The following is a 14,216-nucleotide window of genomic DNA, read 5'->3' as shown; positions in this document are numbered from 1 at the left end:
GGCGTCGTAGCCACTTCCCGATCCTCGCACCCCGTGAACCGGGCCACACCCTTCGGGTCGGGGTGGGGAGACGGCACGCGGCCGACATGGGCGATCATCGTCGGACACGTCGCCGCACAACCTGGAGCCCGCCCGGTGAGACGCCCGATCCCGCTGCTGTCCCTGCTCGCCCTGCTGCTGGCGGGCTGCGCCTCCGCGCCGGACGGCGGCCGGGACGACCGGCCGGACGACGAGACGGGCGTCGGGACGGCGGACGGCAGGATCTGGCAGCCGGCCCCCGGCGTCGACTGGCAGTGGCAGTTGAGCGGTCGGCTGGACACCGGCGTCGAGGTGCCGGTGTACGACATCGACGGCTTCGACCACACCGCGGCCACGGTCGCCGGCCTGCACGACGACGGCCGCAAGGTCATCTGCTACCTCTCCACCGGCGCCTGGGAGGACTGGCGGCCGGACGCGGCGGATTTCCCCCGGTCCGTGATCGGCAAGGGCAACGGCTGGGAAGGCGAACGCTGGCTCGACATCCGCGCGTTGGACGTCCTGGAGCCCCTCATGGCGGCCCGACTCGACATGTGCCGCGAGAAGGGCTTCGACGCGGTCGAGCCGGACAACATGGACGGCTACAAGAACACCACGGGCTTCCCGGTCGAGGCCGCCGACCAGCTCCGCTACAACCGCCTCATCGCCGAACTCGCCCACGACCGGGGCATGTCGGTCGGACTCAAGAACGACCTCGACCAGATCCCCGAACTCGTCGACGACTTCGACTTCGCGGTCAACGAACAGTGCGCCCAGTACGACGAGTGCGCGGACCTGACCCCCTTCATCGAGGCGGGCAAGGCCGTCTTCCACGTCGAGTACGAACTCCCCACGAGCGAGTTCTGCGCCGACTCCCGTCGGCTGCGCCTGAGTTCGCTGCTGAAGAAGTACGAGCTGGGGGTGTGGCGGGAAGCCTGTTAGCCGTTCAACGGCCCAGGCAGAACACCACGAGCGCCGTGGTCGCGGCCGTCTCCGCCAGACCGCCGAAGACGTCCCCGGTGACCCCGCCGAAGCGCCGCGTGCAGTGTCGCAGCAGCAGTTCGGCGACGGCGAGGGCGGCGAGGACCGCGAGCGCCGGCTGGACGGCGTCGTACGGCTCGAACAGGGCGCCCGGCTCGACGTGCCCGATCAGGACGGCGCCGCCGCCCTCGTACGGTCCGCACCACGCCCCCACGACCGCCGCCGCCAGCGTCACGGCGACCACGGTGAGCACCGCCCCCCGCACCGGGACCACCCCGGCGACCGCCGCCCCCAGCCCCTCCGGCCGCGCGGCCGGGACCCCGGCGCGTGCCGCCAGGGTCAGCGCGAGCCGGGCGGTGGCCGCCGAGACGACGGCGGCCACCGCGCCCAGCGCCCACGAGGTGTCGTAGAGCTGCGTCAGCGCGGCCACCTGGGCGAGCAGCACGAGGACGAGCGTCAGCACGCCGAACGGGCCGATGTCGGACTGCTTCATGATCCGCAGCGCGTCCTCGGCGGGCTTGCCGCTGCCGAGTCCGTCCGCGGTGTCGGCCAGCCCGTCGAGGTGCAGACCGCGGGTGAGGACGGCGGGCACGGCGGCCGAGGCGACGGCGGCGAGCAGCGTGCTCGCGCCCAGGTACAGCAGCAGCAGGCCGAGCCCGGCCGCGCAGCCGCCGACGACCAGCCCGACCACGGGAGCGCTCAGCATGCCCCCGCGCGCGGCCTCACGGTCCCAGCGGGTCACCCTGACCGGGAGCGCGGTGAGGGTGCCGAAGGCGAAGCGGAGGCCGTCGAGGGGCGAGGTCGTGGACACGGCGGCAGACTAGCCCGGACGCCCCGCCCGCGAGGCAGCCCGCCCCCCGCCCCGGGAGACTGGTGACATGGTCCAGTGGGTGCAGCGCAACATCGTCGAACCGGGCAAGGTCCCGCTGCTCATCGCCCTGACCGCGTTCGTCCTCACCTTCCTGATCACCCGGATCATCACGCGCCTCATCCGGGCGGGCAAGGGTCCCTTCGGCAACATCAGCTCGGGCGGGGTGCACATCCACCACGTGGTGCCGGGCGTCGTCCTGACCGTCGCGGGCGGTTTCGGCGCGGTGGCGAGCGGCCGGCACGGCTTCGGGGCGGGCGCCTTCGCGGTGGTCTTCGGCATCGGCACCGGCCTGGTCCTCGACGAGTTCGCGCTGATCCTGCATCTCGACGACGTGTACTGGACGGAGGCGGGCCGCAAGAGCGTGGAGGCCGTGGTCCTGACGGCGGCGCTGGGCGGACTGCTGCTGGTGGGCTTCTCGCCGTTCGGTGTCAACGACATGAGCCAGGACGAGCTCCAGGACCGAGGGGGCGTCATCTCGACCGTGGTGTTCAACTTCGCCTGCTCGGTGGCCGTGCTGAGCAAGGGCAAGGCCAAGATGGCCGTGTTCAGCGTCTTCATCCCGCTCCTGGGCCTGGTGGGCCTTGCGCGGGTGGCCCGGCCCGGCTCGCCGTGGGCCCGCCGGTTCTACCGGCGGCGGCCGAAGGCCCGGGCGAAGGCGGTGCTGCGGGCCTACCGCCACGACCGCCGCTGGGCGGGGCCGCGCCGGGTGGTGGGGGACTGGCTGGGCGGGAAGACGACCGCGGAGCTGGCTCAGTCCGAGGAGCGGAACTGAGCGACCCGGTCCGGAACGGGTGCGTGGGCCGTACGGCGGCCGCGGGGTTTCGTGGCCGGTCGCGTCCCGTGGCGCGGCCGCGGACCGGTACCGCCCCGCGCGCCCCGGCGCAGCCGTGCGCCGGCACCGCCCCGCGGCCCCCCGGCGGGACGCCCGGGCCCCCGGGTGCGCCCGCGGGTCTCCGCCACCACGCACAGCACCAGCACCGCCGCGATCGCCGCCAAATGCTCCTTGCCCGCCAGGTTGTCCTTCAGCAGCACCTCCACCACCATCGCGACGATCACCGCTCCCGCCGTCACGTACGCGCGGTAGCGCCAGCCCAGGAACACCGCGAGGCCGACCACGGCCGCCGACGGGCCGGTGTCCACGATCCGGGCGTCGGTTGCGGGCAGGCCGAACGGGCTGCCGGGGCCGAGAGCGATGCCCACGCGCGCGTACAGGGTGCCCGCGAGCGTGGCGGCGTAGGCGATGACGAGGGTCCGCCACCAGCCCAGGCAGAGCTCCGCGATCCCGAACACCAGCAGGATCTGCGCGAGGGCGCCCCAGACCGGCAGGTCCAGCGCGGGCACGAAGAGGGACAGCGGGGTGCGCAGCACGGCGAGCCCGAGCGGGTCCTCGGCCCGCACCGCTCCGAGGGCCTGGACCGGACCGTAGCCCCACGTCCGGTTCTGCACGACCTGGGTCACCGACGTCAGACACACCGCCCCGAGGGTCATCGGGAGCGCCCGCCACCGGCGTCGCACCAGGGGGTCGCGTACGGCCTCGTACAGCGGTCCCCACTCGGCGCGGGCGCGGCGGGCGACCGCGTTCACCGGTGGGTCTCCAGGTGTCCGCGGCGCAGCCACTTCGGCAGTCCCGGCGCCTCCAGGAACCCCTCCGCCCGCGCCGACGCGACACCGATGCGGGGCAGGTCCGCGCTCTTCTCGAAGAGCAGGAAACGGGGCTCCCAGATGGGCCGGTACTTGGCGTTGGCGCGGTACAGCGACTCGATCTGCCACCAGCGGGAGAAGAAGCAGAGCAGCGACCGCCACAGCCGCAGCACCGGTCCGGCGCCCAGGCGCGCGCCCCTTTCGAACACCGAGCGGAACACGGCGAAGTTCAGCGAGACCTGCGTGATCCGGGCCGCCCGGTCGTCCCGCTCCTCGCGGGCGTGCCGGAGCAGCTCGATGACCATGAACTCCATCAGCCCGTTGTCGCAGTCGCGGTCCCGCCGCATCAGGTCGAGGGAGAGCCCGTGCGGTCCCCAGGGCACGAAGGAGAGCAGGGCCCGCAGTTCACCGCCGGCGTCGGCGCACTCCAGCATCACGCAGCGGCCGTCCCGCGGATCCCCGAGCCGTCCCAGCGCCATGCTGAACCCGCGCTCGGTGGCCCCGTCGCGCCAGTCGTCGGCGCGCCGCAGCAGGGACGCCATCTCGTCGGCCGGGATGTCCTCGTGCCGTCGTACCCGCACCGTGTACCCGGCCCGGCGGATCCGGTTGCAGGCCTGCCGGACGGTCCGCATGGCCCGCCCCTCGAGGGTGAACTCCGCGACCTCGACCAGGGCCTCGTCGCCGAGCTCCAACGCGTCCAGTCCGTGCCGGGCGTACACGGTCCCGGCCTCCTCGCTCGCGCCCATCACCGCCGGGATCCACCCGTGCGCCCGCGCCTCGGCGAGCCACGGCCCGATCGCCCCCGGCCAGGCCTCCGGATCCCCGAGCGGGTCCCCGGACGCCAGCGACACCCCGCCGAGGACGCGGTAGGCGACGGCCGCCTTCCCGGTCGGCGACCAGCACACGCTCTTCTCCCGCCGCAGCGCGAAGTAGCCGAGCGAGTCCCGCTCACCGTGCCGGTCGAGGAGCTCCCGCAGCCGTTTCTCGTCGTCCTCGGTGAGCGGGTCGACGGCCCGCCGGGAGCGGAAGGCGGCGTACAGGACGGCGAGGACGAGCGCCGTGCTCAGCACGTTGACGGCGACGTCGACCCAGGTCGGCGGGGCGATGCCGGGGACGTGGTACTCGTCGGCGGCCACCGAGACCAGCCGCAGCGCGCCGTAGCGCCAGCGTTCGAGGAAGGTGGAGGGGGCGGACGCCCGGTTGGTGACCGTCACCAGCAGCGCGGCCAGCAGGGAGGCGCACAGCAGCCCGCCGGCGCCGACGGCCGCGGCGAGCCTCGGATTGGACCGGTCGCCCTTCGCGTAGAACTCCCGCCGCCCGGCCAGCAACGCCACGACGAAGACGGCGGTCAGCGCGAGCGAGACCCAGTTCTGCGGGTGCCGCCGGACCTCCGGGAACGCCATGGCCAGCGCGAACAGCCCCAGGAACGCCCCGCTCAGGCCGAGGTTGAGGATCCACGCGGCCCGTTTGCGCCGCCGCATCGTGACGGCCAGGAACGCGGTGAAGACCCCGGAGGCGAAGCCGGCCGTCAGCAGATACGGCGTGAAGAGGTTCTCCTGGTTGTGCCGCCGGACGTCCTGCCCCAGGGAGACCCACACCGCACTGAGGAAGTTGACGAACGCGACGGCACGCAGGTACCAGACGGCGAAGGCGGCGGCGCCCCGGGTGTTGCCCATGAGCGGTGATCATATGGGTGCACTTCGGGGAATCCGCTCTTTTGGCGCCGCCTGTCCCTTTAAGCCGCTTCGCTACTCCGATTCCGGCTTCTCCTCGTACTGCTCGCCGGAGACCGCGGATGCCTGCGATGCCGTGGATGCCTGCGATGCCACGGAAGCCTCGGGAGCCTCGGAAGTCGCGGACGCCTCTGCTGCTTCCGGCTCCACCGGCTCCACCGGCTCCACCGGCTCCTCCGGCTTCTCGGGGAGTTCGGCCGCCAGTGCGGCGGCGGCCTGCACCAGCGGGAGCGCGAGCAGGGCCCCGGCGCCCTCGCCGACCTTCACGCCCTGGTCCAGCAGCGGTTCCAGGGCCATCCGGTCGAGTGCCTTCGCCTGTCCCGGTTCACCGCTCTTGTGCGCGGCCAGCCACCAGTCCGGCGCCCGGAACGCGACCCGCTGCCCCACGAGCGCGCAGGCGGCCGCCACCACGCCGTCCAGCACGACGGGCAACTTCCGTACCGCGCACTGGAGCAGAAAACCCGTCATGGCGGCGAGATCGGCCCCGCCCACCGTCGCCAGCAGTTGCAACTGCTCCCCGAGCACCGGCCGCGCCCGCCTGAGCGCGTCCCGGACCGCCGCGCACTTGCGCATCCACGCCAGGTCGTCGATCGCCTCGCCGCCCCGCCCGGTCACCACGGACGCGTCGGTCCCGCACAGCGCGGCGACCAGCGCGCCCGCGGCCGTCGTGCCGCCGACGCTGATGTCGCCGAGCACGACCAGGTCCGTGCCGGAGTCGGCCTCCTCGTCCGCGACGGCCACACCCGCCCGGAAGGCCGCCTCGGCCTCCTCGAGCGTGAGCGCGTCCTCGATGTCGATACGGCCGCTGCCGCGCCGCACCCGGTGCCGTACGACGTCCTCGGGGAACAGGGCCGGGTCGCAGTCCAGGGCCATGTCCACGACGCGCACGGGCACGCCGAGCCGGCGGGCGAGCACGGAGACCGGACGGCCGCCCTCGATGACCTCCCGCACCAACTCCGAGGCGCTGCCCGCCGGTCGGGCGGAGACGCCGAGCTCGGCGATGCCGTGGTCCCCGGCGAACAGCACCACCCGCGGCCGCTCGACCGGCCGCACGGGCGACGAGCCCTGTGCCGCCGCCAGCCACTCGCCCAGGTCGTCCAGGCGCCCCAGCGATCCGGGCGGCACGATCTGACGTTCCCGGCGCGCCTCCGCGTCGCGGCGCACCCCACCGTCGGGGCGCTCGATCAGATCGGTGAAGTCGTCGAGATTAAGCGAGCTCATTCGCCGAACAGTACCGGCACCGATCGAACGGTTCCGCGCCACATCGCCACCACACCCGCGTGACGTCATTGCGCCCAAGATCGGTATCCCATACGTTCCGGTTTGCTGCTAATTGTCGTTCGTTCTCGATGTCATCCCCGGAGCCGCTCATGCCCCCCAGGCCCGTCCACGAGCCGCGCCGCGACGACTGCCCCTGGTGCGGCTCGAAGCGCCTGCGCACCCGGCTGCGCGCACCGGATCTGCGCCACCGCCGGCCGGGCACCTTCGTGGTCGACGAGTGCCGGGACTGCGCGCACGCCTTCCAGAACCCCCGCCTGACCCCCGAGGGGCTGGCGCTGTACGGCGCCGAGGGCGAGCAACGGTCCGACCGCGGGCACCTCAGGGCGACGGCCCGGGCGATGCTGCCCTTCCCCGAGCCGGAGAGCTGGCTGGACGTGGGCACGGGGGACGCGTTCTTCCCGGCGGCGGCGAGGGAGCTGTTCACCTACACGGCGTTCGACGGGGTGGACCCGACCCCGAGGGTGGAGCGGGCGAGAGCCGCGGGCCGGATCGACGAGGCACACCTGGGCCCGCTGACGGCACCGGAGGTCCTGTCCCGCCTGCGCGGCCGCTACGACGTGGTCAGCATGCTCCACCATCTGGAACACACCCGGGACCCGAGGCGGGAGCTCGCGGCGGCGCTGACGGCCCTGCGGCCGGGCGGCCACCTCCTCGTCCAGCTCCCGGACCCGGCCAGTGCGTCCGCGGCCGTGCTGGGCAAGTGGTGGCACTCCTACGACCAGCCCCGCCACCTCCACCTGATCCCGCCGGCCAACCTCCGGGCCGAACTCGAGGCCCAGGGCTGCGAGATCGTCGTGACGGACCACCGCACGCCGCACACCCCGCACGACCTGTCGACGGCCGCCTCGCTCTACCTGAACAGGAGCCGGCTGCGCCGGACGGCCGGGCCGCTGACCGCCCTGGCCGCCGTACTCGACCACCTGCTGGCCCCGGCCCTGCGCCGTACGCGCTTCTCCAACGCCTACCAGGTCATCGCGCGCAGGAACTGACCGTCAGGCGCCCGGCACCGGTCCCCGCAACACCAGTGCCTGGCCCGCCACCACCAGCACCACCTCCTCGCACTCGGCGGCGACGGCCGCGTTCAGCCGCCCCAGCTCGTCCCGGTACCGCCGGCCCGACGCCGTGGCCGGCACGATCCCCGACCCCACCTCGTTGGAGACCAGGACGACGGTCCGCCGGGCCGACCGCACGGCCTGTGCGAGTTCCACCACCCGCGCGCGCAGCGCCCGTTCGCCGCCGTCCGCCCACTGGGCGTCGTCCCACGCCCCGACGGAGTCCATGACGTCCGTCAGCCACAGCGACAGACAGTCGATCAGCAGCGGGGCGCCGTCCTGCGCCAGCAGCGGCACGAGGTCGCAGGTCTCCACCGTCCGCCACGACCCCGGCCGCCGGTCGCGGTGCGCGGCGACCCGGGACGCCCACTCGGTGTCGCCGCCCCGGGTCCCGCCGGTGGCGACGTACAGCACGTCCGGGAAGGACTCCAACCGCCGTTCCGCCTCCACCGACTTCCCCGACCGGGCCCCGCCCAGCACCAGCGTCCGCCGCGACACGTCCGGCACGTCCTCGTACACCCCCACGATCAACGTCGAGCCGTCCGGCACCGCCCGCGCCCCGGCCGCCGCGAGCCGCCGCCGCAACTCCGCGCCCGGCGGCACGTCATGGTCCAGGTGGACGGCGACCACGTCGGTCGCCGGCCCCACCGCGCCCACCGCCCGCAGCTTCGCCAGCGCGTCCGGGCGCCCCACCAGATCCGCCAGGACCATGTCGTACGGCTCGGCGGCCTCCGACCCCTCCTCCAGGCCGGCCGGCGCGCCGCCGGGCGGCAGGTACAGCAGCCGCTGCCCGTCCGGGCCGGCCACCGCGTACCCGGTGCCGGGCGCGTCCATCGCCACCGCCCGCACCCGATGCCCCGTCACCAGCGGCGACTCCCGCCAGTCCGGCACCCGGCCGGGCTGCGGCAGCCCGGCCGGCACCTCCACCGGGGGCCCGTCGTGCGGATGCGTCAGCAGCACCTGCCGCACCCCGCCCAGCGAATGCCCGGCCCGCGCGGCCGCGAACGCCGCGCCCGGCGTCAGGTCGAGCAACAGGGCCCCGTCGACGAGCAGCGCGGTCGCCGCCCGCGCGTCAGCCCCGAGCGAGGTCGCGCACACGGCGCAGGAGCAGTCGGGGCGGGGCAGGCCCGCGGGGGCACCGGTACCGAGCAGAGTGACTTCCACGGAGCTGATTTTCGCGCGTCTGACCAGCTCTTGCGCATCCGACTAGGCTGCACAGCAGAAGCCGGACCAAGATCCGGCTTCTGCTCTGCACGTGGTCACAGCTGGGAGGCGTACATGGCGGCATGGACGTGGCGGTTCGAGAAGGCCGACGGGACGGAGGTCCAACCAGCGGTACAGCCCGAGGAGTTCACCACGCAGGGGGACGCCGAGTCCTGGATCGGGGAAGTGTGGAAGGACCTCCTCGAAGGCGGCGCGGACCAGGTGCGGCTCTTCGAGGACTCCGCCGAGATCTACGGCCCGATGAGCCTGCACGCGAACGAGGCGTAGCCCTCCGTCGGGGTGGTCGCCGCACGGCCACCCCGGCCACCGCTCACCCGGACGAGTGAAGAGCGCCGGTCCGGCTCAGCCACGCACCCCGCACAGATGCAGCAGCGCCGCCACCTGCCGGTAGGGGTCGGTCCGCCCGGCCCGCTCCTCGGCGGAGAGCAGGCTCTCCCGCTGTCGCGGGTCCTGCGGGATCTCCGTCCCGTCAGCCGCCGTGTCCGTGAAGACCCGCACGCCGTACCAGGCCTGGAGCGGCGCCCCGATCCCGGCCAGCGCGTCGGTCAGCGTCGCCAGCCGGTCCGCCCGTACGTCGAGCCCCAACCGGTTGCGGTAGCCGACGGTGTCGAAGGCGCCGAGCGCGCCCGCCCAGTCGCCGGACAGACCCGGCCGCATGGCCAGCGCGTCCGCGTTGCGCACGAGCAGCGACAGCAGCCCGCCCGGGGCCAGCATCCGCGCGAGCCCCGCGAGCAGCGCGTCCGGCTCCTCGACGTACATGAGCACGCCATGGCAGAGCACCACGTCGAAACTGCCGGGCAGGAAGTGCACACCGGTGTCCCGGCCGTCACCCTCGATGATCCGCATCCGCTCCCGGATGCCCTCGGGTTCGCCGCACAGGGCCTCCCGGGCAGCGGCGATCATCGTCGCGTCCCGCTCGAGCCCGGTCACCTGATGCCCGAGCCGGGCCAGCCGCAGTGCCTGCGTCCCCTGGCCCATCCCCACGTCCAGCACCCGCAGGCGCTGCCCGACCGGGTAGCGCCCCGTTATCTGCTCGTCGAGCTGCCGGGCCACCAGCTCCTGTCGTACGACGTCACGCAGCCCACCCAGCCTGTTCAACCAGGCCTCGGCCGCCCCCCCGGAGAAAGCCGCAGTGCTCAGGGCCGTGCTCCGCGCTTGATCTGCGGCTTGGGCAGCCGGAGCCGACGCATCTGGAGGGAGCGCATCAGCGCGTACGCCACCGCGCCCCGACGGTTCTGGTCGGGGAAGCGCTCGGCGAGCTGCTTGCGCAGCCGGAAGCTCGTGACGAACGAGTCCAGCACGATCAGCACGATCACGACCAGCCACAGCAGCAGTGCGATGGTCTGGAGCGAGCCCACCCGCACCATGCTCAGCACGAGGATGACCACGGCCATCGGCAGGAAGAACTCCGCCACGTTGAACCGGGAGTCGATGAACTCGCGCGCGAACTTGCGGACGGGGCCCTTGTCGCGGACCGGCAGGTACCGCTCGTCCCCGCCGGCCAGCGCCTGGCGCTGCCTGTCCAGCTGGGCGCGGCGTTCGCTGCGCTGCCGCTTGGCGGCGTCCTTGCGGGACGTCGAGGTGTTGGCGACGCTGCGGCGCTGGGACTGGGCCTCACTGCGCTTGGGCGTGGGCCTGCCCTTCTTGGCCTGCGGGTCACGGGGCTGCATGGAGTCGGTCACCACGGCCTTGTCGGCGGGGGCCTTCTCTTCCTTGGCACGGCTACGGAACACAAAACCCAAGGGTAAGCGCTCGCGAGCATGGACCACAGCCCGGAGGGGAACGATCCGGCAACACCAGTCGTCTGTAGAGGGGACAGACCGGGACAGGAGCGGGAAAGAGGGGGCGCAGGGTGACCGATCGCTCACCCTGAAGGTCACCTACTCCCTACGCCGGAGCAAGGTCTTGGTCAGTCGTCCTTGGGGATGAGCGCATCCGTCCCCGAACAGTGCGTCAATGGATGCAGGGCCCGTACTGTGGGTTCTGTCGCAGAGCTGGAGCTGGACGTCAGAAGGGGGCGCGCGAAGCCCATGAGCGGTGTCATGAAGCGTATGGGGATGATCTTCCGCGCGAAGGCGAACAAGGCCCTTGACCGGGCCGAGGACCCGCGCGAAACCCTCGACTACTCGTACCAGAAGCAGCTGGAGCTTCTCCAGAAGGTCCGCCGCGGTGTCGCCGATGTCGCGACCTCGCGCAAGCGCCTGGAACTCCAGCTGAACCAGTTGCAGTCGCAGTCCTCCAAGCTGGAGGACCAGGGCCGCAAGGCGCTCGCGCTCGGCCGGGAGGACCTCGCCCGCGAGGCGCTCTCCCGCCGTGCGGCGCTCCAGCAGCAGGTCACCGACCTCGAGACGCAGCACTCCACGCTCCAGGGCGAGGAGGAGAAGCTCACCCTCGCGGCCCAGCGCCTGCAGGCCAAGGTGGACGCCTTCCGTACGAAGAAGGAGACCATCAAGGCCACCTACACCGCCGCCCAGGCCCAGACCCGCATCGGCGAGGCCTTCTCCGGCATCTCCGAGGAGATGGGCGACGTCGGCCTGGCCATCCAGCGTGCCGAGGACAAGACCGCCCAGCTCCAGGCCCGCGCGGGCGCCCTCGACGAGCTCATGGCGTCCGGCGCCCTGGACGACCCGACGGGCATCGCGAAGGACGACCTCCAGGCCGAGCTGGACCGGCTCTCCGGTGGTACGGATGTAGAGCTGGAACTGCAGCGCATGAAGGCCGAGCTCGCCGGGGGCAGCTCGGCCGGCCAGCAGGCCATCGAAGGTGGCACGGGCCAGTCGCAGTCCCAGCAGCAGCCGCAGGACACCCCGCGCTTCGACAAGCAGTAGCCCGGCGCCGGGGACCGGAGCCGAGGAGGGCGACATGATCGTACGGATCATGGGGGAGGGCCAGTGGCAACTGGCCGACTCCCATCTCGTCGAACTGAACACGCTGGACGACGAGCTGCTCGCGGAGATGGAGAGCGGCGACGAGGACGGCTTCCACCGCACCCTCGGCGCCCTCCTGGACGCCGTCCGCCGCCTCGGCGACCCGCTGCCGGACGCCGCCCTGGAACCCTCGGAACTGATCCTCCCGGCCCCGGACGCGAGCCTGGAGGAGGTCCGGGAGATGCTGAGCGACGACGGTCTGATCCCGGGCTGAGGACGGCGACTCCTCAGCGCGGATCACGGTGTTCCAGCCCGTCCGGCGATCGAGGACGAGGTCCGGTCACGGCCGACAGCGGGGGTGCGGGGCGGCAGCCCCCGATACGGCGAGGAAAGCGACGGTAACTGAACAGTGACCCCCCTTGCCCGCGCCCAGCGCCAACTGCACGCCCACCCTCTGGCCCTGGACGCCGCGCTCGCCGCGGGCGTACTGCTCTGCATGCTGGCCGGCTCCTTCGTCGACCCGCACGGAGGGCACGGCGTCAGCTGGCGCATCCGCAGCCCCGACCCGCTCAGCCTGCTGCTGATGACCCTCTCCGCCGTCGCCCTCGTCTTCCGCCGCAGCGCCCCCATGACGGTCCTCGCCCTCACCGGCGCCGCCTCCGTGATCGAGTCCGTCACCGGCGACCCCCGGGCCCCCGTCGCCATGTCCGCCGTGATCGCCCTGTTCACCGTCGCCGCCACGACCGACCGCGCCACCACCGTGCGCGCCGGTCTGCTCACCATGACGATCCTGACCGGCGCGGCCATGCTCGCCGGACCGCTGCCCTGGTACGCCCAGGAGAACCTGGGGATCCTCGCCTGGACCGGCATCGGCGCCACCGCCGGCGACGCGGTCCGCAGCCGCCGGGCCGTCGTCCAGGCCATCCGGGACCGCGCCGAGCGCGCGGAGCGCACCCGGGAGGAGGAGGCCCGCCGCCGGGTCGCCGAGGAGCGCCTGCGTATCGCCCGCGACCTGCACGACGTCGTCGCCCACCACATCGCCCTGGTCAACGTCCAGGCCGGAGTCGCCGCGCATGTCATGGACAAGCGGCCCGACCAGGCCAAGGAGGCCCTCGCCCACGTCCGCGAGGCGAGCCGCTCCGCGCTCAACGAACTGCGGGCCACCGTCGGGCTGCTGCGCCAGTCCGGCGACCCCGAGGCCCCCACCGAGCCCGCACCCGGCCTGGACCGGCTCGACGAACTGGCCGGCACCTTCCGCAGCGCCGGCCTCCAGGTCGAGGTGGCCCGTACCGACCACGGGACGAAGCTCCCGGCCGCCGTCGAGCTGGCCGCCTACCGGGTCATCCAGGAAGCTCTCACCAACGTCCAGAAGCACGCGGGATCCGAGGCGAAGGCCGAGGTCAGCGTCGTACGCGTAGGACCGAACATCGAGGTCACGGTCCTCGACAACGGGCGTCCCGCGGACGACGGGCCCCCGGAGGCCGGCGGCGGCCACGGCCTGCTCGGCATGCGGGAGCGCGTCACCGCCCTGCGCGGCACCCTCACCACCGGTCCCCGCTACGGAGGCGGCTTCCGCGTCCATGCGATCCTGCCGGTCAAGACCCGCACGGCCACCACGGGGGAGAACGCATGACCATCCGTGTCCTGCTCGCCGACGACCAGGCGCTGCTGCGCAGCGCGTTCCGCGTGCTCGTCGACTCGGAGTCCGACATGGAGGTGGTCGGCGAGGCGTCCGACGGCGCCGAGGCGGTCCGGCTGGCCAGGGAGCAGCGGGCCGACGTCGTCCTGATGGACATCCGCATGCCCGGTACGGACGGTCTCGCCGCGACCCGGCTGATCAGCGCCGATCCCTCCCTCGCGCACGTCAGGGTGGTCATCCTGACGACGTTCGAGGTCGACGACTACGTGGTGCAGTCGCTGCGGGCCGGCGCTTCCGGTTTCCTCGGCAAGGGCAGTGAGCCGGAGGAACTGCTGAGCGCGATACGGGTCGCCGCCGGCGGGGAGGCCCTGCTCTCGCCGACCGCCACCAAGGGCCTGATCGCCCGCTTCCTGGCCCAGGGCGGCGCGATGGACGACGAACACGACCCGGCCCGCTCCGCCCGGCTGGACGCACTCACCGTGCGCGAGCGCGAGGTCCTCGTGCAGGTCGCCGGCGGCCACTCCAACGACGAGATCGCCGAGCGCCTCGAGGTCAGCCCGCTCACCGTGAAGACGCACGTCAACCGGGCCATGGCCAAGCTGGGCGCGCGCGACCGGGCCCAGCTCGTGGTGATCGCGTACGAGTCGGGGCTGGTACGTCCGAGGGTGGAGTGAGTCCGGCCCAACCGCCGGCGGTGGTCGTGATCGGCGGTCTGATCACCTCGACCCTGCTCACCCCGCTGCTCGTCCCGACGCTGTGCGCGATGCCCGAACTGCGCATGGAGCGCCGGGTGAGGAAGCGTGCCGCGAAGCGGCAGTCGGCGCAGCCCGAGAAGACCCCGGAACCTGCCGGGGTCCGACGCCGCGGCGCCGGTGCCCTTCCCCCGTACGGATTCCCTATCCTGTGAACTCG

The 14,216-nt window shown here is 73.1% G+C and carries 15 protein-coding genes and 1 pseudogene; 9 read left to right on the top strand and 7 right to left on the bottom strand.

Translation table 11 applies throughout. From position 1 onward, the window contains the following. Positions 1 to 135: 135 nt before the first annotated feature. On the top strand, positions 136 to 957 hold the full coding sequence (locus tag OG736_RS13315; protein ID WP_327182620.1) for an endo alpha-1,4 polygalactosaminidase: 822 nt from the start codon (positions 136 to 138) through the stop codon (positions 955 to 957). Positions 958 to 961: 4 nt separating this feature from the next. On the opposite strand, the gene OG736_RS13310 is transcribed toward OG736_RS13315, so the two are convergent. After that, positions 962 to 1,807 carry an adenosylcobinamide-GDP ribazoletransferase gene (locus tag OG736_RS13310; protein ID WP_327182619.1) on the bottom strand — a complete coding sequence of 282 codons (846 nt, stop codon included), beginning with the start codon at positions 1,805 to 1,807 and terminating at the stop codon, positions 962 to 964. 67 nt (positions 1,808 to 1,874) lie between these two features. Between OG736_RS13310 and OG736_RS13305 the strand changes: the two genes are divergently transcribed. After that, a complete protein-coding gene (locus OG736_RS13305; protein ID WP_327182618.1) occupies positions 1,875 to 2,639 on the top strand; it encodes a hypothetical protein in 765 nt (254 codons plus the stop codon). On the opposite strand, the gene OG736_RS13300 is transcribed toward OG736_RS13305, so the two are convergent. From OG736_RS13300 to cobT, 3 genes are all read right to left on the bottom strand, one after another. Continuing rightward, positions 2,618 to 3,451 (bottom strand): hypothetical protein, encoded by an 834-nt coding sequence (locus tag OG736_RS13300; RefSeq protein ID WP_327182617.1) that lies wholly within the window; start codon positions 3,449 to 3,451, stop codon positions 2,618 to 2,620. The genes OG736_RS13305 and OG736_RS13300 overlap by 22 nt on opposite strands. Beyond that, positions 3,448 to 5,184: a phosphatidylglycerol lysyltransferase domain-containing protein gene (locus OG736_RS13295; RefSeq protein ID WP_327182616.1), complete on the bottom strand. Its 1,737-nt coding sequence runs from the start codon at positions 5,182 to 5,184 to the stop codon at positions 3,448 to 3,450. The genes OG736_RS13300 and OG736_RS13295 overlap by 4 nt, the downstream gene beginning before the upstream one ends. A 72-nt stretch (positions 5,185 to 5,256) precedes the next feature. Further along, entirely contained in the window at positions 5,257 to 6,462 is a 1,206-nt protein-coding gene (gene cobT, locus OG736_RS13290) for a nicotinate-nucleotide--dimethylbenzimidazole phosphoribosyltransferase (protein WP_327182615.1), read from the bottom strand. 149 nt (positions 6,463 to 6,611) lie between these two features. Between cobT and OG736_RS13285 the strand changes: the two genes are divergently transcribed. Continuing rightward, positions 6,612 to 7,511, top strand: coding sequence for a class I SAM-dependent methyltransferase (locus OG736_RS13285; RefSeq protein ID WP_327182614.1), 900 nt, complete (start codon positions 6,612 to 6,614; stop codon positions 7,509 to 7,511). A gap of 3 nt (positions 7,512 to 7,514) precedes the next feature. Here OG736_RS13285 and OG736_RS13280 read toward each other — a convergent pair whose 3' ends face one another. Continuing rightward, positions 7,515 to 8,738 carry a bifunctional adenosylcobinamide kinase/adenosylcobinamide-phosphate guanylyltransferase gene (locus tag OG736_RS13280; RefSeq protein ID WP_327182613.1) on the bottom strand — a complete coding sequence of 408 codons (1,224 nt, stop codon included), beginning with the start codon at positions 8,736 to 8,738 and terminating at the stop codon, positions 7,515 to 7,517. Positions 8,739 to 8,852: 114 nt separating this feature from the next. On the opposite strand from OG736_RS13280, the gene OG736_RS13275 reads away from it, so the two are divergent. Then, a complete protein-coding gene (locus OG736_RS13275) occupies positions 8,853 to 9,065 on the top strand; it encodes a hypothetical protein (RefSeq protein ID WP_020130018.1) in 213 nt (70 codons plus the stop codon). A gap of 75 nt (positions 9,066 to 9,140) precedes the next feature. On the opposite strand, the gene OG736_RS13270 is transcribed toward OG736_RS13275, so the two are convergent. Then, positions 9,141 to 9,851, bottom strand: coding sequence for a class I SAM-dependent methyltransferase (locus OG736_RS13270; RefSeq protein ID WP_327187599.1), 711 nt, complete (start codon positions 9,849 to 9,851; stop codon positions 9,141 to 9,143). Positions 9,852 to 9,934: 83 nt separating this feature from the next. After that, entirely contained in the window at positions 9,935 to 10,531 is a 597-nt protein-coding gene (locus OG736_RS13265) for a DUF3043 domain-containing protein (RefSeq protein ID WP_028806871.1), read from the bottom strand. 324 nt (positions 10,532 to 10,855) lie between these two features. On the opposite strand from OG736_RS13265, the gene OG736_RS13260 reads away from it, so the two are divergent. From OG736_RS13260 to OG736_RS13240, 5 genes and pseudogenes are all read left to right on the top strand, one after another. After that, positions 10,856 to 11,626, top strand: a complete 771-nt coding sequence (locus tag OG736_RS13260) for a PspA/IM30 family protein (protein ID WP_253268195.1) — start codon at positions 10,856 to 10,858, stop codon at positions 11,624 to 11,626. 34 nt (positions 11,627 to 11,660) lie between these two features. Next, positions 11,661 to 11,939, top strand: coding sequence for a PspA-associated protein PspAA (gene pspAA, locus OG736_RS13255; protein WP_327182612.1), 279 nt, complete (start codon positions 11,661 to 11,663; stop codon positions 11,937 to 11,939). Positions 11,940 to 12,074: 135 nt separating this feature from the next. Further along, a complete protein-coding gene (locus tag OG736_RS13250; RefSeq protein WP_327182611.1) occupies positions 12,075 to 13,298 on the top strand; it encodes a sensor histidine kinase in 1,224 nt (407 codons plus the stop codon). Next, positions 13,295 to 13,978 (top strand): response regulator, encoded by a 684-nt coding sequence (locus OG736_RS13245; protein ID WP_267020334.1) that lies wholly within the window; start codon positions 13,295 to 13,297, stop codon positions 13,976 to 13,978. Before OG736_RS13250 ends, OG736_RS13245 begins: the two co-directional genes overlap by 4 nt. Next, positions 13,960 to 14,211 (top strand): annotated as a pseudogene (locus OG736_RS13240) (hypothetical protein); the annotation flags it as partial. The gene OG736_RS13245 and the pseudogene OG736_RS13240, both read left to right, overlap by 19 nt. Positions 14,212 to 14,216 lie beyond the last annotated feature (5 nt).

It is taken from the genome of Streptomyces sp. NBC_01334 (genome assembly GCF_035983595.1).
Classification (GTDB): domain Bacteria; phylum Actinomycetota; class Actinomycetes; order Streptomycetales; family Streptomycetaceae; genus Streptomyces; species Streptomyces coriariae.
Note: the sequence above shows the minus strand (reverse complement) of the source record. Positions and strands in the feature narration are given on the sequence as shown.